The sequence below is a fragment of the Malaciobacter halophilus genome, from assembly GCF_002837275.1.
In the GTDB taxonomy this organism is placed as follows: Bacteria; Campylobacterota; Campylobacteria; order Campylobacterales; family Arcobacteraceae; genus Malaciobacter; species Malaciobacter halophilus.
In genome coordinates, this window is record NZ_NXIF01000041.1 from 42,180 (window position 1) to 65,566 (window position 23,387).

Genomic DNA, 23,387 nt, shown 5'->3' on the forward strand with positions numbered 1-23,387 from the left:
AACTTTCAAGTTCTGTCTTTATCTTACATTTAAAAATAGTGTAAAGTAAAACTCTTCATTTTTTATTGCTATTTTTAAAATTACTTACTTTAAAACTCTTAGGAGTATATATGAACTTTTTAAAAAGTTTCAAAAAAGATTTTTTGGTTAAATTTTGGGCACCAATTCCAGCTGTAATTGCACTTGGTATTCTATCTGCTTATTATTTTGGAATAACAGGAACTTATTGGGCTGTAACAGGAGAATTCACTAGATGGGGTGGACATATTCTTGAAGCCTTTGGTGTAGATTTATCTACATGGGGATATTACAAAATCATGAATATGGATGGTAATATTTTTACAAGAATAGATGGTGTTATGATTATTGGTATGTTTGCAGGTTGTATAGCTGCTGCATTTTGGGGAAACAATGTAAAACTTAGAATGCCTGTAAGTAGTACAAGAGTTTATCAAGCTTTAATTGGTGGTATTATTGCAGGTTTTGGAGCAAGACTTGGTATGGGTTGTAACCTTGCTAGTTTCTTTACAGGAATTCCTCAATTTTCTTTTCATGCTTGGATGTTTACTCTTGCTATGATTTTAGGAGTATATTTAGGTGCTAAATTTTCACTACTTCCTTTTTTCCAATCTAAAATCAAATTAAAAAAAGTATCTTGTTCAAAAGAGCTTCATACTGATAAAAAAAGAGTAAATAATCTTTTTAAATTAGGAAGTATTGTATTTATTGGTGTTATATTATGGGCAATTTATTTAATATTTGTACAAGGTAGTACAACATTAGGTATGGCTATGTTATTTGGTAGTGCCTTTGGTTTAACAATTGCAAAAGCTCAAATCTGCTTTACATCTGCATTTAGAGATATTTTTACAACAGGTAGAAGCCAAATGGCAAAAGCTATTGTTATTGGTATGGCTGTTGCTACTATTGGAGTATTTACATATATTATGATGGGACAACCAGCAAAAATCATGTGGGCTGGACCAAATGCTATAATTGGTGGTATTTTATTTGGTTTTGGTATTGTACTTGCAGGTGGTTGTGAATGTGGTTGGATGTATAGAGCAGTTGAAGGACAAGTTCACTTTTGGATTGTAGGGATTGGAAATGTTATAGGTTCAACACTATTAGCTTATGTTTGGGATGATTTATCTTTACAATTAGCTACAAGCTGGCCAAAAATTAATTTACTTGAATCATTTGGAAATTATGGTGGATTATTCTTAAATTATGGTTTATTAATCCTTCTTTTCATACTTGTTTTAGTATTAGAAAAAAGATATTTAAATAAATCAATTAACAGATAAGGAATTTAAAATGAAAAAAGATGAAATTGTTCCAGATTATAGATTAGATATGCAAGGTGAACCTTGTCCATATCCTGCTGTAAATGCACTTGAGACAATGAAAGAGCTTAAAAAAGGCGAAATTTTAGAGATAATTAGTGATTGTCCTCAAAGTATAAATAATATTCCAGCAGATGCAAAAAATCATGGATATGAAGTTTTAGAAGTAGATAGTAGTGGACCTACTATTAGATACGTAATTAAAAAATAGTCTTTTTAGGGGTATAATACCTCTAAAGGACAAAAAATGAACTATCAAACTATACTTGAAGAGATTTATGAACAAATACAACCTGAACTACAAATAGGAAAAGTTGCTAATTATATTCCAGCACTTAAAGAAGTAAATGCAGATGATTTTGCAATGAGTATTCATCTTTTAGATGGAACATCTTATAATATTGGCTCATATAATAAAAAATTTTCAATTCAAAGTATTTCAAAAGTTTTTACATTTAGTATGGCTTTAGAAATATACTCTAAAAAACTATATAAAAGAGTTTGGCACGAACCATCAGGTAACCCTTTTAACTCTTTAGTACAATTGGAGTATGAAAAAGGTATTCCAAGAAATCCTTTTATAAATGCAGGAGCTATTGTAACAACTGATACTTTACTTTCACACTATAAAACAGAAGATAAAACATTTGAAGCTATAAATAATTTTATAAATAGACTTTGTAAAGAAAAAATTGATTTTGATGAAAAAATATATAATTCTGAATTAAAACATGGTTTTAGAAATCAAGCTTTAGCTAGTTTGATGAAAAGTTTTAACAATATAAAAAATCCTATTAATAAAACACTAAATATCTATTTTAAACACTGCTCTTTAATGATGAGTTGTGAACAATTAGCAACATCAATGTTATATTTGGCAAATCATGGAATTGATCCTAAAACAAAAGAGATATATTTAAACTCTTCAAGAGCAAAACGTGTTAACTCTTTAATGTTAACTTGTGGTCATTATGATGCATCAGGAGATTTTGCTTTTCATGTAGGACTTCCAGGCAAAAGTGGTGTAGGAGGAGGAATTGTAGCAATTGTTCCTAAAAAGATGGCAATTTGTGTTTATTCTCCAAGACTTAATTCAAAAGGTAATTCTCATGCAGGAACTAAGGCTTTAGAACTATTTACATCAAAAACAAAACTATCAATTTTTTAAGATAATTAAATGTAAAGAAATTGTCAAGAAACTCTACATAACAAATTTAAACTATTCTTTTATACTTTCAAAATAATATGAAATATAAAGGAATTAAAATGAAGAAGCTACTTCTAATATTTATCTTTGCTACTTTCTGTTTTAGTAATGAACTAAATACTTACTTAAATAGTTTAAAACAAGAAGCAAAAACAAAAAATTCAAACTTCAAAGAGTTTAGTGTTAAAAGAGGTGAAGAAATCTTTACTTCTAAACACATTGGAAAAAAAGGAAAAGAGATTGCTTGTACTTCTTGCCATGGCATAGATTTAACAAAAAAAAATGAAAACTACTTTACTGCAAAAGAGATAGAACCTTTATCAAAAAAAGTTAATCCTACAAGATTAACTGATGTAAAAAAAGTAAAAAAATGGTTGAGAAGAAATTTCAAAGACGTATATAATAGAGTTGGTACAGCACAAGAAAAAGGTGATGTACTAGTTTATATTTTAAGTAAATAAGGATAAAAAATGAGAACTTTACTTTTATTAATTTTTATAAACTTATTTTTATTTAGTAGTGATTTAAAAAAAGATGTTGCATTAGTTAAAAACAAAGTATATACAAATGAATGTGGAGCTTGCCACTTCGCATATTTTCCTGGTTTATTACCTGAAAAATCTTGGAAAAAACTAATGTCTAATTTAGAAAACCACTTTGGAGATGATGCAACAGTTGATAAACAAACATTTCAAACATTAGCAAAATTTTTAAATGAAAATAGTGCTGAAAAAAATATGAATTACAAAAGAAGTAGAAAAATAGTAAATAGTATTCCTAAAGATGAAGTTTATATTACTATTTCAAAAACACCATACATTCATAAAAAGCATAAAAAAATTAAAAAACATTTAATAACTCAAAAAGAAGTAAAAGGTCTTTTTAACTGTACTGCTTGCCATAAAGGTGCAAAAAAAGCAATCTTTAATGACGATGATGTAGATATTCCTAATTATGGAAAATGGGAGGATTAAAATGAATAAATCATATATATGGTCACTTCCTACAAGAGCCTTTCACTGGCTTTTTGTAGTTGGAATAATAATAGCTTTTTTAACTGATGATGACCATTTGTTAAATTATCATGCAATTGTTGGTTATGCTCTATTATTTCTTTTAGCTTTTAGAGTTTTATGGGGATTTTTTGGACCTAAATACTCAAAGTTTAAAGACTTTCCAACTAATGAGATTAAAGAATACTCTTCAAATGCTTTAAAAAAAGAGTCAAAATATATAGGTCATAATCCAGCAGCTTCTTATGTGATGATTACTATGTTAATTTGTACTTTTCTTATCATTTTAACAGGAATATTAACTTATGGAATACAAGAAGCAAAAGGTATTTTAAGTTTTTTAAATGAATCTTATTTTAAAGAAATGAAAAAAATTGATGACTTACATGAATTTTTTGCAAACTTTTTTATCTTTTTAATCGTTTTACATCTAATTGGTATTGTAATAGATAAATTTTTGCATAAAGAGGTGGAAACTTTAAAATCAATATTTACTGGATACAAAAATACTAAAGAAGATAAAAGTATAAGAATAAATATTTTTCAAAAACTTTTTGCAGGTTTTATGTTTATACTATTAATTGCTTTTTTAGTATTTAATATAATAAATCCAAAAAATATTTTAGTAGCTTCATTTAATAAGCCAATTGATTATAAAGTACAAAATGAAATTTTTGTAAAAGAGTGTGCATCATGTCATACTCTCTATCCCTCCTTTTTTATTGCCTAAAAAATCTTGGAATATTTTGATGAGTGATTTAGAAAACCATTTTGGAGATGATGCTTATGTTGAAGAAGAAACACATAATATAATTTTAAAGTTTTTAGAACAAAATAGTGCAGAAACATCTACTAAAGAAGCTGCTTTTATGATTTTGGATTCTTTAAAAAATAAAGATATAATAGCTATAACTAAAAGTAATTATTGGAAAAAAACTCATAAAAATATTGATAATAATATTTTTTCAAATAGTTTAGTTAAAAGTAAAGCAAACTGTAAAGCTTGCCATAACGATATTGAAAAAGGTTTAATAGAAGATGAAAATATTAAAAATATTAGTAGTTTTACTAGTTATATGTAATCTTACATTATTTGCAAAAGACACTAATCATATTTATAAAAATCTTGATTTTTTAAATCTTAATGAAAAGCAACAAAAGAAATTAAAAAAGATTTTAATTTCCCATAAAAAAAGATATGAAAAGTTTTACATTTTCAAACAAAAAGAAGAAAAAAAACTTCAAGAACTAATAAAAGAAGATTATTTTGATGATGATAAATATGAAGATATTGCAGAAGAGATAGAAGAAGAAGCAGTTGAACTTGAAGTTAAAACATTAAAAAAAATACACAAAATATTAAGTAAAAAGCAAAGAGAAAAATTCTCTCAATATTTACAGGAGTGGAAAGTTGATTAAAGATGTTTTGTTAATTGAAGATGATATACAAATGCAAAGTTTAATAGTTGAATATTTAAAAGATTATAATCTTAACTGTACTGCTATTACACACCCTAAAAAAGCACTAAAAATTTTAAAAGAAAAAAGTTTTGCTATTATCATTCTTGATTTGATGCTTCCAGAAATGGATGGTTTTGATTTATTTAAGCAGATTAAAAAAATCTGTGATACTCCTATTATTATCTCATCTGCAAGAGCTGATATTGGAAATAAAATACATGGTTTTGAACTTGGAGCTGATGATTATTTAGCAAAACCTTATGAGCCAAGAGAACTTGTATTAAGAATAGATTATATTTTAAAAAAAAGTTTAAAAAACAAAGAAAAAATCTCTGATTTTATTATTGATAAAGAGAATAAAGAAGTCTTTTTAGATGATTATTCTATTGATTTAACAAAAATAGAGTACGAAATATTTATATTTTTGTGTGAAAATATAAATAAAGTCTCTTCAAGAGAACAAATAATTAATGCAACTTCTTTAAATATTGATACAAAAAATAGAACCATTGATATGCATATTTCAAATATTAGACAAAAAATTGGTGATGATTCTAAACTTCCTAAATACATAAAATCTATTTGGGGTATTGGCTATAAATTTGTGAGTTAAAATGTCTATATTTAAAAAAATTTCAATTCTATTTTCAATAAGCTTAGTATTAATGATAATTATTGGTATTTGGACTGATAATATAAACTCTAAAAGAATAGATAATCTTATAAAACAAAAATATGTAAAAGTTGCAAATGAAATATTACAAAATTTTGAAAATAAAGAAAAAATTAAAAAAATATTAAAAAAATATAATTTGAAACATCTAAAAGATAGAGTAAAAAATAGTAAAATTCTATTTTATAAAGAGTTTACTTTTGGTTATATCACAATTGAAAAAAGAAACTTTGAAGATGAATTTATTTTAGAAATTAACTACTTAGATGAAAACTATTTATTAAAAACAGAAGATGAAGAGAACCTAAAAGATAAAATGATTTTAAATGCTTTAGTTTTTTTAGATATATTTGTTTTAATTTTGATTTTTCTTTTTTTAATTAAGTTATTAACTCCATTAAAACAAATAAGTTTAGAAATAACAAAGTTTGCAAATGGAGATTTATCAAGAAGATTAAGTATAAAATCAAAAGATGAGATAGGTCAATTAAGTCAAGCTTTTAATAAGATGGCTTCATCTTTAGAGGAACTTATAAAAACAAGACAAGAGCTTTTAAAAGATATAGGACATGAGTTAAGAACTCCTATTGCTAAAGGAAAGTTTGCCATAGAAAGGATTGATGATTTTTCCCAAAAAGAGCTTCTAAAAAAAATATTTAAAGATTTAGAAATTTTAACAAATGAACTAATAGAACTAGAAAAATTAAACTCTAAAGAACTAGATATTTCTACATTTGATGTTGAAACTTTAATTATTCAAGCATTAAATAGATTATATATAGAAGATGAAAATTTAATTAATATTAAAATAGAAGAGAATTTTAAAATAAATGGTGATTTACACTATCTATCTATGGCATTAAAAAACTTGATTGACAATGCATTAAAATATGCTATAACTTATCCAATTGAAATAAAAGCAACTAAAAATAATATATATATAAAAAATCAAGCAAATAAGTTAAATAAAAAAATCGAATACTATTTAAAACCTTTTACACAAGAGTTGTCACAAAGAGATGGGTTCGGGTTAGGACTTAGTATTGTAAATAAAATATTAAAAAAACATAATTTTAGTTTAGTTTATGAATATAGAAATAAAAAGGTTATTTTTAAGATAATATTATAGTTAAGTGCATTTTATGTATAATTTATGTTAAAAAATCAAGGGTTAAAATGAGTACATTGCAATTAGCTGACTATATAGGTATCATCTCCTTTGCACTTAGTGGTTTTTTAATTGCAGTTCACTATAAACTTGATATTTTAGGTGTATTCATCTCTTCTTTCTTAACTGCACTTGGTGGAGGGATGATAAGGGATGTGGCTTCAAATAATATTCCATATATCTTCATTGATACAACTCCTATTATTCTTGTAATTGGTACTGTTTTTTTCTCTTTTGTATTTAAACTTCATAAAATTACAAACCTTGAAGGTAAGACTGTATTTATTGTCTCAGATGCAATAGGTTTAGCCTCTTTTGCTATTACAGGATCTTTAGTAGCAATTGAAAATGAGTTTAATTTTTTAGGTGTATTAATCTTAGCATTTTTAACTGCTGTTGGAGGAGGAACTACAAGAGATATTTTAATAAATAAAGTTCCATTTATACTTGTATCAGAGTTTTATGCAACAGTTGCAATTATAATTGGATTGATTACATATATATTAAATCTTTTAAATCTTATGAATATTTTTACATTAACAATTGTTTTTATTTTTGGAGTTAGTTTAAGATTACTTGCTTTTTATAAAAAATGGCATTTGCCAAAACTATAAATCTATAATAATCCTAGTTGACTCTCTCTGTGTTCAATTACATCTTTTAAATCTTTAATTACTTTTGCTTGCTCACTAACTTGGTCATTTAATTTTATAAACTCTTTTCTTCTTAGATTTATTTCATTTTCAAGAGCTTCATTTTTATGTTTTAAATCTTCATTTATAACTTTAAACTTTTTCATTTTTGTTACTGCTTCTAATACTTTTTGATAACTTTCTACTTTTAAACTCTCCATTTGTTCTGTTAAGTTTTTTAATTTTTCTTCATAATATAAAAGTTGTGAATGTTGTTTTGCACTCTTTTGTTTCTCATTTTCTAAGATTTCATTTTTAAAAATTACTGCATTTTCTAAACTTTTAACTCTTTTTTCAAACTCTCTTATTTCACTTAGATATTGATTCTCTTTTTTTCTTGATTCTTTGATATTATTCAAAATATTTTTTTTAAATTTTCTTTTTTCATTCTCTTCATCTGTTATTAAAAATCTAATTCCTATATATTCAATAATCTCTTTTTTTGAATTAAATCTTGGAATTATTGTAGAGTTTACATAATATGCTTCTTTATTTTTTGCCCTATTTTTAACTTTTCCTTGCCATATTTTTCCATTTTTAATATCACTCCATAAGCCTTTAAAAATCTCACTTGGCATATCAGGATGTCTAATTATATTATGTGCTTGTCCTAATAGCTCTTCTTTTGTATATCCAGAAGTTTCACAAAATCTTTCATTTACAAAAGTAATTATTCCTTTTGGATTAGTTCTAGAAATAATTGCAACCTTATCTATTACATCAATATATTGTTGTAACTCAATTTGTTGTAGCTCTACTAATTTTGAATCTTGTGAAATTTTTGCTATTTCTTGAACTTTTAGTATCATATCTTCTACATCATAAGGTTTTAAAATATAAGCAGAAGTATTAAGTTTAATAGCTTCAAGTAAAAATTTTGACTCTGAATATGCAGTTGCAAATATTAAAGGAACATCAATTTTTAATTTTCTTATCTCTTTTAACATACCAATACCAGATAAGTTTGGCATATTAATATCACTAATAATTACATCAATATTCTCTTTATTTTCTAAAAATATATCAAGTCCATCTTTTCCATCACTTGCTAAATAGACATTTTTAAAAAATTTTTTAAAAATCTTACTTAGCTCTTCTTGAGTTGATAAATGGTCTTCAACATACAAAATATTAAGGGTTTTTAAAAAAGCTATATCAATCATTACTTTTCCTAGTATCTAATAACTACATTTCAAAAATAATTAAAACATAAAAAATTATATTATTGTTTATATTTATTTTTAATTAACTTATAGCTTCGTATTTACGGGTATTGTGTCAATTTTATTGATAGAATTTTTATTATTTAATAAAAATTATTTTATAAGAGTAAATAAAATAATAAGAGTTTTTCATAACTCTTATTTAAATTATTTTTTGTAAACCCTCTATGATAGTCTCTTTTTCTAGGTCTTTTATTCTACTTTCTAGTGACACAATAGTTTCATTTTTATTTAGTACTAAAGATTTTTGTAAGATAAACTCTCCTTCATCATAATCCTCAGTTACATAATGTAAAGTGACACCTGAAATTTTTTCATTTGCTTTTATTACTGCTTCATGTACATTTCTTCCATACATTCCTTTTCCCCCAAATTTTGGTAATAAAGAAGGATGAGTATTTATAACTCTGTTTTTAAATGCACTTAATAATTTTTTTTCAATCTTTTTCATATAACCAGATAAAAATATATAATCACACTTGTACTCTTTTAGCAGTTTTGTAATAGCCTTATCAACATTTTCATATTTTTTTGTATTTACTATATAGTTTGGTATATTTTTACTATTTGCTTTTTGTAAAACCTTTGCATCACTATTATTTGAAATAACTACTACAACTTGTGCATTTAATATCTTATTTTCACAAGCTTTTTGTATATAATCAAATCCACTTCCATTGTGAGATGATAATATTCCTATTCTTTTCATAACCTACCTTAAATAAAAGTCAAAATTATAATAAAAAATTATTAAGAAGTAAACCACTGTTTTTTTTAATTTTAATATTTAAAACTAATTTATTCTTTGTGCATGGGTAATAGCAATTGCAATAGCATCTGTAATATCCAATGGTTTTATCTCTTTTTTAATTCCAAGCAATCTTTTTACCATAAAAGCAACTTGTTCTTTTTGTGCCTTACCATTTCCTGTTACTGCTTGTTTTACTTGTAAAGGAGTATATTCTGCAAAATTTCCAAACTCTAAAAGTACTTTTAAAGATATTGCTCCTCTAAATTGTGCAAGTTTAATTACTGTTTTTGGGTTATATGCATAAAACATATCTTCAATTGCAACCTCATCAATATCAAACTTATTAAATATCATATCAAGACCTTCAGTCATCTCAACAATTTGCTCTTGTAATATTTTTGTTTTTATTTTTATTAAACCAGCTTCAATAAGCTTAATATTTCTTCCATTTTTTTCAATAATTGCATATCCGCAATTTCTTGTTCCAGGGTCTATTCCTAATATTTTCACTACTTATTCACCTTTTATTCATCACATAAAATTTTTCTTTTCAACTTTTCACTTATGTTTAATTCACTTTATTCACATACTAAAAGTGTGGTATAATCGTTAATCTTTTATAAATATTCACTTAAATTACGTTTTTTTTCACACGAAATTTTAAATTTATTCACTATGTTGATAATTTTTTCATAATTATTTAGCTATAATATTTACCAATTATGAAAAAAGAGTATATATTATATGACAAATAAAGAGTTTTTAGCAATTATAAAACAAGAATCAACAGCATTAGATTATAATAGATATTTAAAACAGCTAGTTTATAAAAAAATTTCGTCTGATGAAAAAATAGCTGTATTTGAAGTATCAAATAAATATATTGCTTCATGGATAAAAAGTAAATATAAAAATCTTATACAACACTGCTTTGAAACTATTGATGGAACAAAACCAGAAATAGAGATAAAAGTTGCTGGAGAAAAAAAGACTAAAAAAGAGATTATTACTGAAAAACTAAAAAATGATACTGCTGAAAGTACAATATTAAACCCTTCATATACATTTGACTCTTTTGTAGTGGGTAGTTCAAACCAAATGGCTTATAATGCTTCACTTGCAGTATCAAAAAAACCAGGTATTCAATATAATCCTTTATTTATTTATGGTGGAACTGGTCTTGGAAAAACTCACTTGCTACAAGCAATAGGAAATGATGCAATTACTCAGGGTAAAACAGTTATTTACGTAACAATTGAGCAGTTTATGAATGATTTTACTTTTTCAATTAAAAATAAAAATATGGAGCATTTTAGAAATAAATATAGAAAATGCGATGTATTATTAATTGATGATATTCAATTTTTAAGTGGAAAAGAACAAACACAAGAAGAGTTTTTTCATACATTTAATGAACTTCATAATGCAAAAAAACAAATAGTTATGACAAGTGATAGACTCCCATCACAAATTGCTGGACTTGTTGATAGATTAAAATCTAGATTTGAGTGGGGTTTAACAGCAGATATTCAAATACCTGGACTTGAAACAAAAATTGCAATTATTGAGAAAAAATCTGAATTAAATGGTATTCATTTAAGCAGAGAAATAATTAACTTTATTGCAACAAATTTAGATAGTTCAATTAGGGAAATTGAGGGAGTTCTTATTAGAATTAATGCAAGTGCTTCTTTATTAAATCAAGAAATTAATTTAGAGTTAGTTCAAGGTTTATTAAAAGAACAAATTAAAGAGACTAAAGAGAATATTAAATTACCAGATATTATAAATATAGTAGCTAGTGAGTTAAATATTAAACCTAGTGATATAAAATCTAAAAAAAGAACTGCAACAGTTGCAAATGCAAGAAGAGTAGTTATATATCTTGCAAGGGAGCTTACACATAACTCTATGCCAGATATTGCAAAGTTTTTAGGTATGAAAGACCATAGCTCTATTTCACATAATATTAAAAAAGCAAATGAGTTAATAGAAAAAGATGAAAACTTTAAATTAATCATAGAAAATTTAAAAAATAAACTAATAAATAAGGAGTGGTAAAAAATAAGTTTTAGATGTTCGTGTGAAAAGGTGTGAATATAAACAAACTATTGTTCACTTTCATTTCGTACGATGAAATGGAAGTTACATAGATATTTTCATCTTTTCACACACTCTACTGCTACCACTAATTAAAAGAAATAATAAGAGGAGATCCAAGTGAGATTTATCATCACAAAAAATATCATTGAGAATATAGTTTCTTCAATGCAACCATTTTTAGAAAAAAAAGATGCAAGTGCTATTACTTCACATATATATTTAGAAGTTAACAATGATAAACTTATCATGAAAGCAACAGATTATGAGATAGGATTACAATCTCAAATCGATGAACTAAATGAAAGTGTAAATGGAAAAGCAACAGTTAATGGTTCTAACCTTTTAGGAATACTAAAAAGATTAAAAGATTTAGAAATTATTGTAGAAACTAATGACAATAATTTAATCATTAAACAAAATAAATCTACATTTAAATTACCAATGTATGATCCTGAAGAGTATCCAACTTTACCAAAACCTGATAATATTAATAAACTTGATATGAGTATGTTAAATCTAATTAATTCTATTAGAAAAATTACTCCTGCAATAGATAATAATAATCCTAAATTTGAATTAAATGGAGCATTAGTAGATATTAAAAGTGATAAAATTAATTTTGTAGCAACTGATACAAGAAGATTAGCTGTATCACACTTACAAAATATTTCAAATGAACAAAATCAATTTATTATTCCTAAAAAAGCTATTATAGAAATTCAAAAGCTATTCTTAGATGATGCAAATATTGCATATGATGATACAAACTTAATTATTTCAAATGATAAAATGACATTTTTTACAAAATTAATTAATGGAAAGTTCCCAGATTATGATAGAATTATACCAAATAGTTTAAAATACAATTTCTCTTTACCAAAAGATATGTTAATAGAATCTATTAAATTAGTTACATCACTATTTTCTAATATAAAAATTACTTTTAGTTCAAATAGCATAATATTTGAATCATTAGATGAAGATAGTGAATCAAAAACACAATTAGATATAGATTTAAATATAGAAAATACATTTTATCTAGCAGTTAATGCAAAATATCTATTAGATTTTTTAAGTTTAACAAACAATGAAAAAGTAACTATTGGTTTTAATGAATCAAATTTACCATTTTATTTAGAAGATGAAAAATTCTTTACAATTGTAATGCCAATAGTTTTAGAAAAATAATATAGAAATATCAAGAAGGAAAAAGATAAATGAGTCAAGAATACGGCGCTAGTAATATTAAAGTTTTAAAAGGTCTTGAAGCTGTTAGAAAAAGACCAGGTATGTATATTGGTGATACAAACTTAAATGGTCTTCATCATATGGTTTACGAAGTTGTTGATAACTCAATTGATGAAGCAATGGCTGGATATTGTAAAAATATTAAAGTTACAATTACTAAAGATAATGCAATAAGAGTTAGTGATGATGGTAGAGGTATTCCAACTCAAGAACATCCAACTGAAAAAATATCTGCAGCAACTGTTGTTTTAACAGTACTTCATGCAGGTGGTAAATTTGATAAAGATACTTATAAAGTTTCTGGTGGACTTCATGGGGTTGGTGTTTCAGTTGTAAATGCTTTATCTAGTGATTTAAAGATGACTATTTATAGAGATGGTAAAATTCATTATCAAGAGTTTTCAAAAGGTATTCCAAAAGCTCCACTTGAAGTTATAGGAGATACTAGAAAAACAGGTACAACTATTGAATTTCTTGCTGACCAATCTATTTTTGAAGTATCAGAATATGTTTTTGAAACTTTAGCTAAAAGATTTAGAGAAGTTGCATATTTAAATCCTTTTATTTCTATTACACTTGAAGATGAAAGAACTAAGACTAAAGAAGTTTATCACTTTGAAGGTGGTATTTCTCAATTTGTAACAGATTTAAACAAAGAGACGCCTTTATGTGAAGCTATTTCGTTTTCTGATAGAGTAGATGATGTTGAAGTTGATATTGCACTAATGTATAACTCTTCTTATACAGAAAAAACTATTTCATTTGTAAATAATATTAGAACAATTGATGGTGGTACACATGAAGCTGGTTTTAAAGCTGGACTTACTAGAAGTATTGTTAAATATTTAAATAATAATGCAAATGCTAGAGAAAAAGATACAAAAATTACAGGTGATGATGTAAGAGAAGGTTTAATTGCAGTAGTTTCTGTAAAAGTTCCTGAACCACAATTTGAAGGACAAACAAAAGGTAAACTTGGAAGTTCATATGTAAAACCAATAGCACAAAAATTAACTGGTGAACAATTAGATAAATATTTTGAAGAGAATCCAACTGCAGCAAAAGCAATCATGGATAAAGCTTTAATGGCTGCACGTGGTAGAGAAGCAGCTAAAAAAGCTAGAGATTTAACTAGAAAAAAAGATGCTATGACTGTTGGAACACTTCCTGGAAAATTAGCAGAATGTCAAAGTAAAGACCCAGCAATTAGAGAATTATATTTAGTTGAGGGAGATTCAGCAGGAGGTTCAGCTAAACAAGGTAGAGATAGAGTATATCAAGCAATTTTACCATTAAAAGGTAAGATTTTAAATGTTGAAAAATCTAGACTTGATAAGATATTAAAATCAGATGAAATTAGAAATATGATTACAGCTTTAGGTTGTGGTATTGGTGAAGATTTTGATGAAGAAAAGATTAGATATCATAAGATTATTATTATGACCGATGCGGATGTTGATGGTAGTCACATTCAAACACTTTTATTAACTTTCTTCTTTAGATTTTTAAGACCTGTAGTTGAAAAAGGTTATTTATTTATTGCTCAACCACCTTTATATAGATATAAAAAAGGTAAAAATGAAACTTATTTAAAAGATGATACAGCCTTATCAAATTTTTTAATTGAAAATGGTTTAGAATCTTATGAGTTTGAAGGTTTAGGATACAATGATTTAGTTGATTTATTTAAAACAGTTGCTAGATATAGAGAGATGTTACAACAATTAGAAAAAAGATATTCTTTAATCTCTGTATTAAAACACTTAATTGAGAATCCAGAATTAGTGAAATTAGACTATTCTGCACTTTATGAAGAAGTTAAAAACTTCTTAGAAAATAAAGGTTATAATATTCTTACTAAAAATATTAGTGATGAAATGATTCAATTATTTGTTCAAACTACTGAAGGTTTAGAAGAGTTGGTAATTGATGATGAACTATTTGCTTCTCCATATTTTAGTGAAGCAACATATATCTATTCAAGATTAGTTCAAAGAGATATATCAATGTTTGAACAAGATTTAATTGATGAGTTAGAGTATATAGAAGGTTTAGCTAAAAAAGGTGCTTATATTCAAAGATATAAAGGTCTTGGTGAAATGAATCCAGAGCAGTTATGGGAAACAACTATGACTCCTGAAGATAGAAGACTTCTTAGAGTTACTATTGAAGATGCAGAAATAGCAAGTGATACATTTACTCTATTTATGGGTGATGAAGTAGAACCTAGAAGAAACTATATTGAAGAACACGCAAAAGACGTAGAACACTTAGACGTATAAAAAGAGGATTTTCCTCTTTTTACTCCTTTTATCTTTTTAATCTATATTTTTTTGGAGCTTATATGAGAAAAAAGAGTCTCTTATCTTATGAGGCTAAAGTAATTTTAATTATAGTTACTTTGCTATTACTTATTTTTTTACCTATTCCTATTTTTGACACATTAGTAAAAATAAAACAGTATGTAGTAGTAACTTATGAAAAGTTTATTGCACCATTTCCTATTTGGGTACAACTATTAGTAATAATTGTTCCTTTTATTATAGCTATAACTATTAAAATAATTCAAAAAAATAGATGTAAATATACTCAAGATATCTTTTATGGCATAAAATGGACATGGAGTTGGAATAAACAAAGTGTAGTAAATTTGAAATGTTATTGTCCTACTTGTAATGAAGAACTTTATTATGATGATACAGTTTCATATGATAAGTTAACAGTTAGAAAATTTGAATTTGTATGTGAAAAGTGTAATAAAGTTATTGGTTCAATACCAAATGAAAATAAGAATTTACACTCTTCAAAAATTATAAATAATGAAATAGAAAGGATAATTAAAAGAAGAGTATCTCAAATGTAAGATGGCAAAAGCCATCTTTAAAATTTTGAATTACTATTTTGCCATTTCTCTTTTGGTAAAATTTTCTCTTTAATTCTCCAAACTTTTTTTATTTTTTCATTCTGTATATAAAAAAGTTCATAAAGTGCATATTTAACTTGTGATTGCTCTATTTGTGTTACACTTAATACAAATTGGCCTTGACCTAGTATCATGTGGTTTTTAATGTAGCTTCTATCTTTTATAACTTTGTTATGGATATAGTTTTTTATTAAATTTTTGTTTGTTTTTGTTAAATTTTTATTTAAAACCTCTGTTGGAAGAGAGTTTATTAAATCTTTGTTTTTTATAGTTTCAATATTATCTCAATGTTCAACAATTAAGCCATTTTCAAATCTAAAAATATCAATTATATGCATATATGTATTATTTTCTTTTGATAAAGTTTGTGCAACAACATACTCTTTATCTTCAAATACTCTAATTACTTTTGTGTTCATATTTTTTGTTGATAAATAATCAAGATAAGATATTAATCCCTCTTTATTATCTTTTGCATATAAATTATGTTGGATATACTTTTTATCACTAACATATTTTAATACAGTTCTATCCTGATTATTACTAAATGCCTTTTCTAAAAGCATAACTACTTTTTGAGAGTTTGATAACTCTTTTGCAAAACTATTTAAAACAAAAACTATTGATAAAAAAGATATTGCAACTACTAATTTTTTTAATCTCATATTTACTCCTAATGGTAATTTTTTGGAATTATATTTATTTAAATACCATTGGTAAAGGTTAAAATGATATGAAAAATGGTAAAAATCAAACCATTATAGATTTTTTTCTTTAAATTTGCTTGGTGAGATGTTAGTATATTTTTTAAAAAATTTTATGAAATTTGTTGTTTCAATAAAACCTAGTTCATAAGATATTTGTTTAATGGGGTTATTATTACTTACTAATCTTCTTTTTGCTTCAAGTATTATATAACTAGTTATTACCTGCTTTGCAGTTTGATTTGTAATTTGTTTGCAAATAGTATTTAAATGTTTTGAACTTATATTTAATAAATTACTATAATAAGTAACATTTCTATTTTTATAATAGTTTTCATGTAATATGCTTTTAAAATCATGAAATGTTTTTAAATACTTATCATTTATAGTATTTTTATTCTGTTTATTAAAATCTTCAGATGCTTTTAAAACAATATAATTAAAAAGAGTGCTATTAATCTTTTCTTTACAAATATATTGGCTTTTATAATCATCAAGTAATTGCTTGAAAATAGGTTTGTAATCTATTTTGCAATTATAAAGAATAGAGGGTTTAAGTAATATATTAAATATTGAGTTATTTAAATTAAGAATATTTCTTTTCAAAAATTCATCAGTAAAAAGAATAATATAACCTTCATAATTTGCAGTTTTACTAAAACTATGAATTTGCTCTTTTGATAAAAAAATCATACAGTTATTTTCAATTTTATATTTTTTAAAATCAATAAAGTGATAATCTAAAGCTTTTGTAAAATATAAAATATGATAAAACTTAATTCTATGAGCTTTAGTCATAAAATGAGTATTTAAATCTATATTTTTAAATAACTGCTTAAAAGTTAATATTTCAAAGCCATACTCTTTTAATTTATGTAAAAACTCTACTTCTAATAAATTTTTCATAAATAGATTATAAAGAATTAATCATAATAAAGCAAACTATATAATCTTATAGTAGAATATAAAAAATTTTAGGAATAGTTATGATTATTGAAAACTTAGACCATTTAGTACTAACAGTTAAAGATATTGATAAAACAATAAGATTTTATACTGATGTTTTAGGAATGAAAAAAGAGATATTTAAAAACTCAAGAGTTGCTTTAAAATATTCAAATCAAAAAATAAATCTTCATCAACTTGGAAGTGAATTTGAACCAAAAGCTACAAATGTAAAAGAAGGTAGTGCTGATTTATGTTTTATTGTAAAAGAGAATATAAATGAAATAGTTAAATTTTTGGAAAATAAAGATATAAAAATATTAAAAGGACCAGTTTATAGAACAGGTGCTTTAGGAAGTATTTACTCTATATATATTAATGATCCAGATGGAAACTTAATAGAATTATCAAATTATATTAAAAACTAATGACACTTTATTGTTATTAAAAGTAGCTTTTTATAGTGATTTTAATAATTAAAGTGTCAAAACTAAACAAAATTAGCAAAATAAATAATATGAGTTTACCTTTTTAATATAATTTTTATAAATTATGTTATTATTTTAAGTATATATTAAAATATAACTTAATAAAGGTGGATAATGAGAGTTTCATCAATGAACTTAAAACAAAAGTTAGATATTGCTAAAACTAGTAAGAAGATAGAAGAATTAGAAACTTTAGTTGAAAGTGAGTCGATGCTTGTAAGAAGAGCAATTGCAAGAAATGAAAATATTAATGAAAAAATTGCAAATCAATTAGCATTTGACCCTGTTTTAAATGTAAGTTACATGGCATGTAAAAATTCAAATTGTACTCAAAAAAGAGATTTTTCTTCGTACTCTTTAATTGGTTGTGTAGTTTGTAAAAAAGATGAAAGAGAGATTGATTGTCAAACTTGTAAAAATAAGAAAGTTTATTAATACTAATACTATTTTATTACTTTTTCTTATTATACTTAGAAAAATAATTGGGAGTAATAAAATTATGGAAGATTTAAGAAAATTACCTGTTGAAAAGTTATTAGATATGGCATATAAAAGTAGTTGCATACAAGAGTTAAATAAATTATGTAATATTGAGTCTATGATTGTAAGACGAGTAGTTGCAAAAAATAGAAATATAAATAGTTATATAGCAAACAATCTAGCTACTGATCCAGTTTTAAATGTAAGTTATATAGCACTTAAAAATCCAAACTGTACAATTAAAAGAGATTTGCATGAAAATGAACTTGTAAAATGTGTAGTTTGTGATAAAGATGAAAGATATATGAATTGTACACTGTGTAACTAATCAAAATATACTATTTTTCACCGCTATACTACACTTGTAAGTAAATTTTTGATAAAATTGGCAAAATTTAAATACAAAAGGTTATTTTATGGAAATGAAATATGGTGAAAAAGAGATTGTTGAGTTTGATATTAACAATGAAGAACATTATTGGCCAAATAAAAATGATAAAAACTATATTATAGATATTGAATTACCTGAATTTATGGCAAAATGTCCAAGAAGTGGATACCCTGATTTTGCAACAATTAAACTACAATATACACCAAATAAAAAAGTAATTGAATTAAAAGCTTTAAAAATCTATATCAATACTTTTATGTATAGAGAAGTTTCTCACGAAAACTCTGCAAATGAGATTTTTGATACATTATATGAAAAATTACAACCTAAATGGATGAAAGTTGTTGCAGATTTTAAACCAAGAGGAAATGTACATACTGTTATTGAAATAGATAGCGCAAAAATGTAAGGATAAGTCTTGGAGAGATTAGTTACTACTTCTCAAGCGGCTCAAATCCTTGGGCTCTCTCTTCAAGGTGTACACTATAGAATAAAAAATAATCAATTAAAATCTATTAAAAAATCTGGGAAAACTTATGTTTATATAAGTGAACATGTAGAAGATAAATCAAAAAAAGATGAAAAACCTGTTGAAATTATCGAAATTAAAGAGTTAATAAAAGTAAAAGATGAACAAATAGATTTATTAAAAAAAAATATGAAATGGATGAAAAAACAGTATACTTCAGAGATATTAAGACTTGAAAAAAATCAAAAAAAGATTATAGAAGTTTTTAATAGAGAAATAGATTTACTTCAAAGTGCTTTTAATGAAATGCGTGCAATTTATAAACCAAAAATTGAAAATAAAAACTATAATAAAGAAGAGCAAAATAAGCAAAACACACAAAAAGAGTTTAATTATATAACTTTACAACAGTTTACTAAAATGATGAAAGCTTATGGAAAATCTGATTTGGAGATTAAAACAATAATCTTAACAGGTGTTAAAAGTAAAGACCATAGATTTTTATATGACAAAAAAAGTAAAAAAGTAATAATAAAAGATAGTGATTTTAAAGATTTTTTATAAAGTAATAAATTTTAAGCAAAAAAAAGAGTGCTTTAAAGCACTCTTCTCCAGATACCCAAGCACACCATCAAGTAAGGTGCCTTGCTGTGTTCCCACCCTGGGGCGTTGTCTTAAATGATAATTGCAAGGGTCTAAAGAAGAGCACTCAAAATAGTTCAACTATTCTCAGTGCTTCTCTTTGAAAGCGTATTATATCTCAAAAAACTTAAAATATATTTTAAAAAAGACTCTTTTAAGGAAATTTGGATATAAATTTACTCTTATCTTGGAATAAAGAGTTTAAATTGGAGAAAAAATTTAGTTTAATAGGAGTGTTATCCTTAGTTTTTGCAATGTTTATATGGGCTAGTTCTTTTATTGGATTAAAAGCTGCGATGAATGATTATGGGGCTCATACTGTAATTTTTACTAGAATGATATTTGCTTCTATGTGTTTTTTAATTTTCATAAAAAGTTTTTTAAAATATGAATATACTAAAAAAGATATTTTATATATATTACTATTAGCACTATTTGAGCCATGTTTATATTTTCTATTTGAGTCAAAAGCTTTACAATTAACAACTGCTTCTCAAGCTGGAATGATTACATCATTAATGCCTTTAATTACCTCTGTTGCAGCAGTTTTTATATTAAAAGAGTTAGTATCAAAACAGTTTATTATAGGCTCTTTTTTAGCAGTTTTTGGTGCAGTTTGGTTAAGCTTAGAAGCAACATCAAGTGCAACAGCACCAAATCCTATACTTGGAAATTTTTTAGAATTTTTAGCAATGGCTTGCGCTGCAGGATATACAGTTGTAGCTAAACATTTAACATATAAATTCTCAGCACTTTTTTTAACAGCGATTCAAGCTTTTATTGGTGCAATCTTTTTTATGCCTCTTGCTTTTTATGAATTAAGTAATACTGAATTTATTTTTAAGCTTGATGGTTTTTTATGGATACTATATTTAGGTGTTGTTGTAACTTTAGGTGGTTATGGTTTATATAATTTTTCTTTAACAAAAATTGATGCTTCAAAAGCTTCTATTTTTATGAATTTAATACCTGTTTTTACTTTAGTATTGGCATATTTGATTTTAAATGAAAGATTAAGTATTGTGGAGATTATTGCTTCAATAGTTATCTTAAGTGGAGTATTTATTTCTCAAATAAGAGTTGTAATACCAAGAAAACTTTTTAAATTTTTTAGTAAAGTATGATGGCATATATAACTCTATTTTTTGTATCTTTTATATCTGCTACTTTATTTCCATTAGGTAGTGAAGCATTATTAGTATTAAATATAAATCAAAACTATAATATCTATTTACTTCTATTCTTTGCAACTATTGGTAATAGCTTAGGTTCATTAGTTAACTATTTTCTTGGATATAAAGGTGAAAGTTATTTAGAAAATAGAAAGATTTTAGATAAAAAAAGAATTGATAAATATAAAAAATATTTTGATAAATATGGTGTATATTGTTTACTCTTTTCTTGGGCTCCTATTGTAGGTGACCCTTTAACTTTTATTGCTGGAGTTTTAAAGTATGATTTAAAAAAATTTATTTTTTTAGTTCTTTTAGCAAAATTTTTAAGATATTTATTTATAGTTTTTACAACACTAGCTATTATTTAACACTTATTGGTAAGCTTATAATAAATTTTGCACCTTTGTAAGTAAGATTTTGTTTTTTTAAAGTATAGTTTGTTACTTTTATATCTCCATTCATATTTTTAGAAATAATCTCTTTACTCATATAAAGCCCTATTCCTGTTCCATGTTGCTCTTTTTTTGTACTAAAATATGGTTCGAAAACTTTATTTATTATCTCTTGTGGTACACCACCTGCATTATCACTAATAACAAATTGTACTTTTTGTTCTATTTTTTTTACTTCAATTGTGATTAGTTTTAACTCTTGTTCTTTTTTTACAAGCTCATCTCTTGCATTATTTAAAATATTTATTAATACTTGAATTAGTTCATTTTCTAAACCAAAAATCTCAATATCTTCTATTCTTTTCTCTATTTCAATACTTTTTGCTTTGAACTGTGCACTAATTAAAGAAAGACTTTTTTCTATTACACCTTTAGTAGTAAAATGTTGTTTCTCTTTATTTGGCTTAAAAAAGTTTTTAAAATCATCAATTGTTTTTGATAAATGTTTTGTTGCTTTTGTAATTGCATCTACACTCTCATCTATATCTTTATCATTTAAAGTACCAAACTCTTTTTGCATCTTTAGACCACTTGAGATAGTTGATATAAGAGAAAGTGGTTGTCTCCATTGATGGGCTATATTTCCTATCATTTCACCCATTGCTGCCATTTTTGATTGCTGTTCTAGTAAACTATCTTTTTTTCTGTTTTTATTTACTTCTTCATAAATTTTTTCTTTATATAAAATAAATCTTTTTTTAATTAGGTTTGAAACTGTAAAAGAGATAATTAAAAGAATTACTGTAATAATAGCACTAATTATTAAGATATTTATAATATAAGACCTATTTCTATTTATTACTTCTTGCTTTTTTTCTTCAATGATTTTAGTAAATTCACTTTTATAAAAACCAGTTCCAATTACCCAGTTCCAAGTATCAAAACGCTTTACATAAGAGATTTTTTCATTTAATGTATCATTTATACAGTTTTTATTATATGTAAGAAAGCCATCCTCTTGTTTTGCTTTATTTACGATAGTTTTTATAAGATTTGCTCTTTTTTGTTTCTGTTCTTTTGTTACTATTATATTTGAGTTTAGACTTTTATGAACGATGATTTTATTATTGTAATCCAATAAAAAAACATATCTTTGATTTTTTTCATTTAGCTTTTTTATATAACTTTTAATCTCTTCTTTTACATCTGCTTCAAAATCTTCTAAATATTCACCTGTACTTATAGATATATTTAAAGGAGCAAAATATTTATAATAAGAGATTTTTTTATGTATTCTATCCCCTTCATTTGTAGGTTTACTCCAATAGTATGAATCAAAGGTTTCTGTTTTATTTTTTATTGTTTTAACTATTGTTTTTACAAATTCATATCCATTTGTATCTTTTAAATTTAAGAAGTTTTTATTCTCTTGTGTTTTATCTAAAGGATATAATCTATTATTTCCTTGAATATCATGAATAAAGTAATAGCCTCTTCCTTCATTAAATCGTATCTGTCTTAAAGCATCTTTTATCATTTTTAATATTTTTGCTTTTGATTCTAATCTGTTTTGTTTGTAGATATTTGTTGCTATGGCATGGGCTTCATTTACCCTACTTTTAAGCTGAGCTTTTAATCTCTCTTCACTTTTATTTTTTTTGTACAAAATAAAGTCATATATTTTTTCAACTTCTAATTTTATCTCTTTTTGTCTATGTAGAATAAATTCATGTTCTATTTTTTTTATATCTTCTTTGTAGATATTTTGATTGTTTAAAATTAATAAATATGTAGTTAATGTAGATAGTAATACTATAAATAATAAAGGCGCATATTTAATTATACGTAAAATATTTTTTTCATTATTTTTAAACATGCGCAAATTATAGTATT

Annotated in this window: 29 protein-coding genes and 1 other RNA gene; 22 read left to right on the forward strand and 8 right to left on the reverse strand. The window is 24.8% G+C overall.

The window, feature by feature from the left end; all coding sequences use genetic code 11:
• Positions 1 to 110: 110 nt before the first annotated feature.
• The 11 genes from yedE (at position 111) to CP960_RS10980 (ending at position 7,482) form a co-directional block, all read left to right on the forward strand.
• Positions 111 to 1,307, forward strand: coding sequence for a selenium metabolism membrane protein YedE/FdhT (yedE, locus tag CP960_RS10930; protein ID WP_101185532.1), 1,197 nt, complete (start codon positions 111 to 113; stop codon positions 1,305 to 1,307).
• A 10-nt stretch (positions 1,308 to 1,317) separates the two neighbouring features.
• On the forward strand, positions 1,318 to 1,557 hold the full coding sequence (yedF, locus tag CP960_RS10935; protein ID WP_101185533.1) for a sulfurtransferase-like selenium metabolism protein YedF: 240 nt from the start codon (positions 1,318 to 1,320) through the stop codon (positions 1,555 to 1,557).
• Between the two features lie 36 nt (positions 1,558 to 1,593).
• Positions 1,594 to 2,514 carry a glutaminase gene (locus CP960_RS10940; protein WP_101185534.1) on the forward strand — a complete coding sequence of 307 codons (921 nt, stop codon included), beginning with the start codon at positions 1,594 to 1,596 and terminating at the stop codon, positions 2,512 to 2,514.
• A 98-nt stretch (positions 2,515 to 2,612) separates the two neighbouring features.
• Positions 2,613 to 3,014: a DUF1924 domain-containing protein gene (locus CP960_RS10945; protein WP_101185535.1), complete on the forward strand. Its 402-nt coding sequence runs from the start codon at positions 2,613 to 2,615 to the stop codon at positions 3,012 to 3,014.
• 9 nt (positions 3,015 to 3,023) lie between these two features.
• Positions 3,024 to 3,527 (forward strand): cytochrome C, encoded by a 504-nt coding sequence (locus CP960_RS10950; RefSeq protein WP_101185536.1) that lies wholly within the window; start codon positions 3,024 to 3,026, stop codon positions 3,525 to 3,527.
• 1 nt (position 3,528) lies between these two features.
• Complete coding sequence (locus tag CP960_RS10955; protein WP_101185537.1) at positions 3,529 to 4,296, forward strand: cytochrome b/b6 domain-containing protein; 768 nt, start codon at positions 3,529 to 3,531, stop codon at positions 4,294 to 4,296.
• Between the two features lie 19 nt (positions 4,297 to 4,315).
• Positions 4,316 to 4,648 (forward strand): diheme cytochrome c, encoded by a 333-nt coding sequence (locus tag CP960_RS10960; RefSeq protein ID WP_237673266.1) that lies wholly within the window; start codon positions 4,316 to 4,318, stop codon positions 4,646 to 4,648.
• On the forward strand, positions 4,605 to 4,985 hold the full coding sequence (locus tag CP960_RS10965) for a hypothetical protein (protein ID WP_101185539.1): 381 nt from the start codon (positions 4,605 to 4,607) through the stop codon (positions 4,983 to 4,985). Before CP960_RS10960 ends, CP960_RS10965 begins: the two co-directional genes overlap by 44 nt.
• The gene (locus tag CP960_RS10970; RefSeq protein WP_101185540.1) at positions 4,978 to 5,640 is read left to right on the forward strand and encodes a response regulator transcription factor; all 663 of its coding nucleotides are present in this window, start codon (positions 4,978 to 4,980) and stop codon (positions 5,638 to 5,640) included. Before CP960_RS10965 ends, CP960_RS10970 begins: the two co-directional genes overlap by 8 nt.
• A 1-nt stretch (position 5,641) precedes the next feature.
• A complete protein-coding gene (locus CP960_RS10975) occupies positions 5,642 to 6,829 on the forward strand; it encodes an ArsS family sensor histidine kinase (protein ID WP_101185541.1) in 1,188 nt (395 codons plus the stop codon).
• Positions 6,830 to 6,876: 47 nt separating this feature from the next.
• Positions 6,877 to 7,482 carry a trimeric intracellular cation channel family protein gene (locus CP960_RS10980; protein WP_101185542.1) on the forward strand — a complete coding sequence of 202 codons (606 nt, stop codon included), beginning with the start codon at positions 6,877 to 6,879 and terminating at the stop codon, positions 7,480 to 7,482.
• A 2-nt stretch (positions 7,483 to 7,484) separates the two neighbouring features.
• Here the strand turns inward: CP960_RS10980 and CP960_RS10985 are convergent, their stop codons facing one another.
• The 3 genes from CP960_RS10985 to ruvC form a co-directional block, all read right to left on the reverse strand.
• Positions 7,485 to 8,723, reverse strand: a complete 1,239-nt coding sequence (locus tag CP960_RS10985) for a response regulator (RefSeq protein WP_101185543.1) — start codon at positions 8,721 to 8,723, stop codon at positions 7,485 to 7,487.
• A 202-nt stretch (positions 8,724 to 8,925) separates the two neighbouring features.
• Positions 8,926 to 9,492, reverse strand: a complete 567-nt coding sequence (gene purN, locus CP960_RS10990) for a phosphoribosylglycinamide formyltransferase (RefSeq protein WP_101185544.1) — start codon at positions 9,490 to 9,492, stop codon at positions 8,926 to 8,928.
• Positions 9,493 to 9,576: 84 nt separating this feature from the next.
• Positions 9,577 to 10,044: a crossover junction endodeoxyribonuclease RuvC gene (ruvC, locus tag CP960_RS10995; protein ID WP_101185545.1), complete on the reverse strand. Its 468-nt coding sequence runs from the start codon at positions 10,042 to 10,044 to the stop codon at positions 9,577 to 9,579.
• Positions 10,045 to 10,278: 234 nt separating this feature from the next.
• Between ruvC and dnaA the strand changes: the two genes are divergently transcribed.
• From dnaA to CP960_RS11015, 4 genes are all read left to right on the forward strand, one after another.
• Complete coding sequence (gene dnaA / locus CP960_RS11000; protein WP_101185546.1) at positions 10,279 to 11,595, forward strand: chromosomal replication initiator protein DnaA; 1,317 nt, start codon at positions 10,279 to 10,281, stop codon at positions 11,593 to 11,595.
• A gap of 159 nt (positions 11,596 to 11,754) precedes the next feature.
• Entirely contained in the window at positions 11,755 to 12,825 is a 1,071-nt protein-coding gene (gene dnaN, locus CP960_RS11005) for a DNA polymerase III subunit beta (protein ID WP_101185547.1), read from the forward strand.
• Positions 12,826 to 12,854: 29 nt separating this feature from the next.
• The gene (gene gyrB, locus CP960_RS11010) at positions 12,855 to 15,167 is read left to right on the forward strand and encodes a DNA topoisomerase (ATP-hydrolyzing) subunit B (protein WP_101185548.1); all 2,313 of its coding nucleotides are present in this window, start codon (positions 12,855 to 12,857) and stop codon (positions 15,165 to 15,167) included.
• A 62-nt stretch (positions 15,168 to 15,229) separates the two neighbouring features.
• Complete coding sequence (locus tag CP960_RS11015; RefSeq protein WP_101185549.1) at positions 15,230 to 15,748, forward strand: hypothetical protein; 519 nt, start codon at positions 15,230 to 15,232, stop codon at positions 15,746 to 15,748.
• A gap of 17 nt (positions 15,749 to 15,765) precedes the next feature.
• On the opposite strand, the gene CP960_RS13780 is transcribed toward CP960_RS11015, so the two are convergent.
• From CP960_RS13780 to CP960_RS11025, 3 genes are all read right to left on the reverse strand, one after another.
• Complete coding sequence (locus tag CP960_RS13780; RefSeq protein ID WP_162919045.1) at positions 15,766 to 15,942, reverse strand: hypothetical protein; 177 nt, start codon at positions 15,940 to 15,942, stop codon at positions 15,766 to 15,768.
• Between the two features lie 150 nt (positions 15,943 to 16,092).
• Positions 16,093 to 16,473, reverse strand: coding sequence for a nuclear transport factor 2 family protein (locus CP960_RS11020; protein ID WP_101185550.1), 381 nt, complete (start codon positions 16,471 to 16,473; stop codon positions 16,093 to 16,095).
• A 93-nt stretch (positions 16,474 to 16,566) separates the two neighbouring features.
• Positions 16,567 to 17,418, reverse strand: a complete 852-nt coding sequence (locus tag CP960_RS11025; protein WP_101185551.1) for a helix-turn-helix domain-containing protein — start codon at positions 17,416 to 17,418, stop codon at positions 16,567 to 16,569.
• Between the two features lie 80 nt (positions 17,419 to 17,498).
• On the opposite strand from CP960_RS11025, the gene CP960_RS11030 reads away from it, so the two are divergent.
• The 5 genes from CP960_RS11030 to CP960_RS11050 all read left to right on the forward strand — a co-directional run bounded on the left by CP960_RS11030 (position 17,499) and on the right by CP960_RS11050 (position 19,849).
• Positions 17,499 to 17,885, forward strand: a complete 387-nt coding sequence (locus CP960_RS11030) for a VOC family protein (RefSeq protein ID WP_101185552.1) — start codon at positions 17,499 to 17,501, stop codon at positions 17,883 to 17,885.
• Between the two features lie 174 nt (positions 17,886 to 18,059).
• The gene (locus CP960_RS11035; protein ID WP_101185553.1) at positions 18,060 to 18,380 is read left to right on the forward strand and encodes a hypothetical protein; all 321 of its coding nucleotides are present in this window, start codon (positions 18,060 to 18,062) and stop codon (positions 18,378 to 18,380) included.
• A 64-nt stretch (positions 18,381 to 18,444) separates the two neighbouring features.
• Positions 18,445 to 18,753: a hypothetical protein gene (locus tag CP960_RS11040; protein ID WP_133121152.1), complete on the forward strand. Its 309-nt coding sequence runs from the start codon at positions 18,445 to 18,447 to the stop codon at positions 18,751 to 18,753.
• 94 nt (positions 18,754 to 18,847) lie between these two features.
• On the forward strand, positions 18,848 to 19,225 hold the full coding sequence (queF, locus tag CP960_RS11045) for a preQ(1) synthase (protein ID WP_162919108.1): 378 nt from the start codon (positions 18,848 to 18,850) through the stop codon (positions 19,223 to 19,225).
• A 9-nt stretch (positions 19,226 to 19,234) separates the two neighbouring features.
• Complete coding sequence (locus CP960_RS11050) at positions 19,235 to 19,849, forward strand: DNA-binding protein (RefSeq protein WP_101185556.1); 615 nt, start codon at positions 19,235 to 19,237, stop codon at positions 19,847 to 19,849.
• 41 nt (positions 19,850 to 19,890) lie between these two features.
• Here the strand turns inward: CP960_RS11050 and ffs are convergent.
• Positions 19,891 to 19,987, reverse strand: an RNA gene (gene ffs, locus CP960_RS11055) — signal recognition particle sRNA small type.
• Positions 19,988 to 20,133: 146 nt separating this feature from the next.
• Between ffs and CP960_RS11060 the strand changes: the two genes are divergently transcribed.
• Together CP960_RS11060 and CP960_RS11065 are read left to right on the forward strand one after the other, a co-directional pair.
• The gene (locus CP960_RS11060) at positions 20,134 to 21,051 is read left to right on the forward strand and encodes a DMT family transporter (RefSeq protein WP_228152066.1); all 918 of its coding nucleotides are present in this window, start codon (positions 20,134 to 20,136) and stop codon (positions 21,049 to 21,051) included.
• Entirely contained in the window at positions 21,051 to 21,470 is a 420-nt protein-coding gene (locus CP960_RS11065) for a YqaA family protein (protein ID WP_101185557.1), read from the forward strand. Before CP960_RS11060 ends, CP960_RS11065 begins: the two co-directional genes overlap by 1 nt.
• Here the strand turns inward: CP960_RS11065 and CP960_RS11070 are convergent.
• Complete coding sequence (locus CP960_RS11070; RefSeq protein ID WP_101185558.1) at positions 21,463 to 23,370, reverse strand: sensor histidine kinase; 1,908 nt, start codon at positions 23,368 to 23,370, stop codon at positions 21,463 to 21,465. The two genes, CP960_RS11065 and CP960_RS11070, sit on opposite strands and share 8 nt — an antisense overlap.
• Between the last annotated feature and the right edge of the window lie 17 nt (positions 23,371 to 23,387).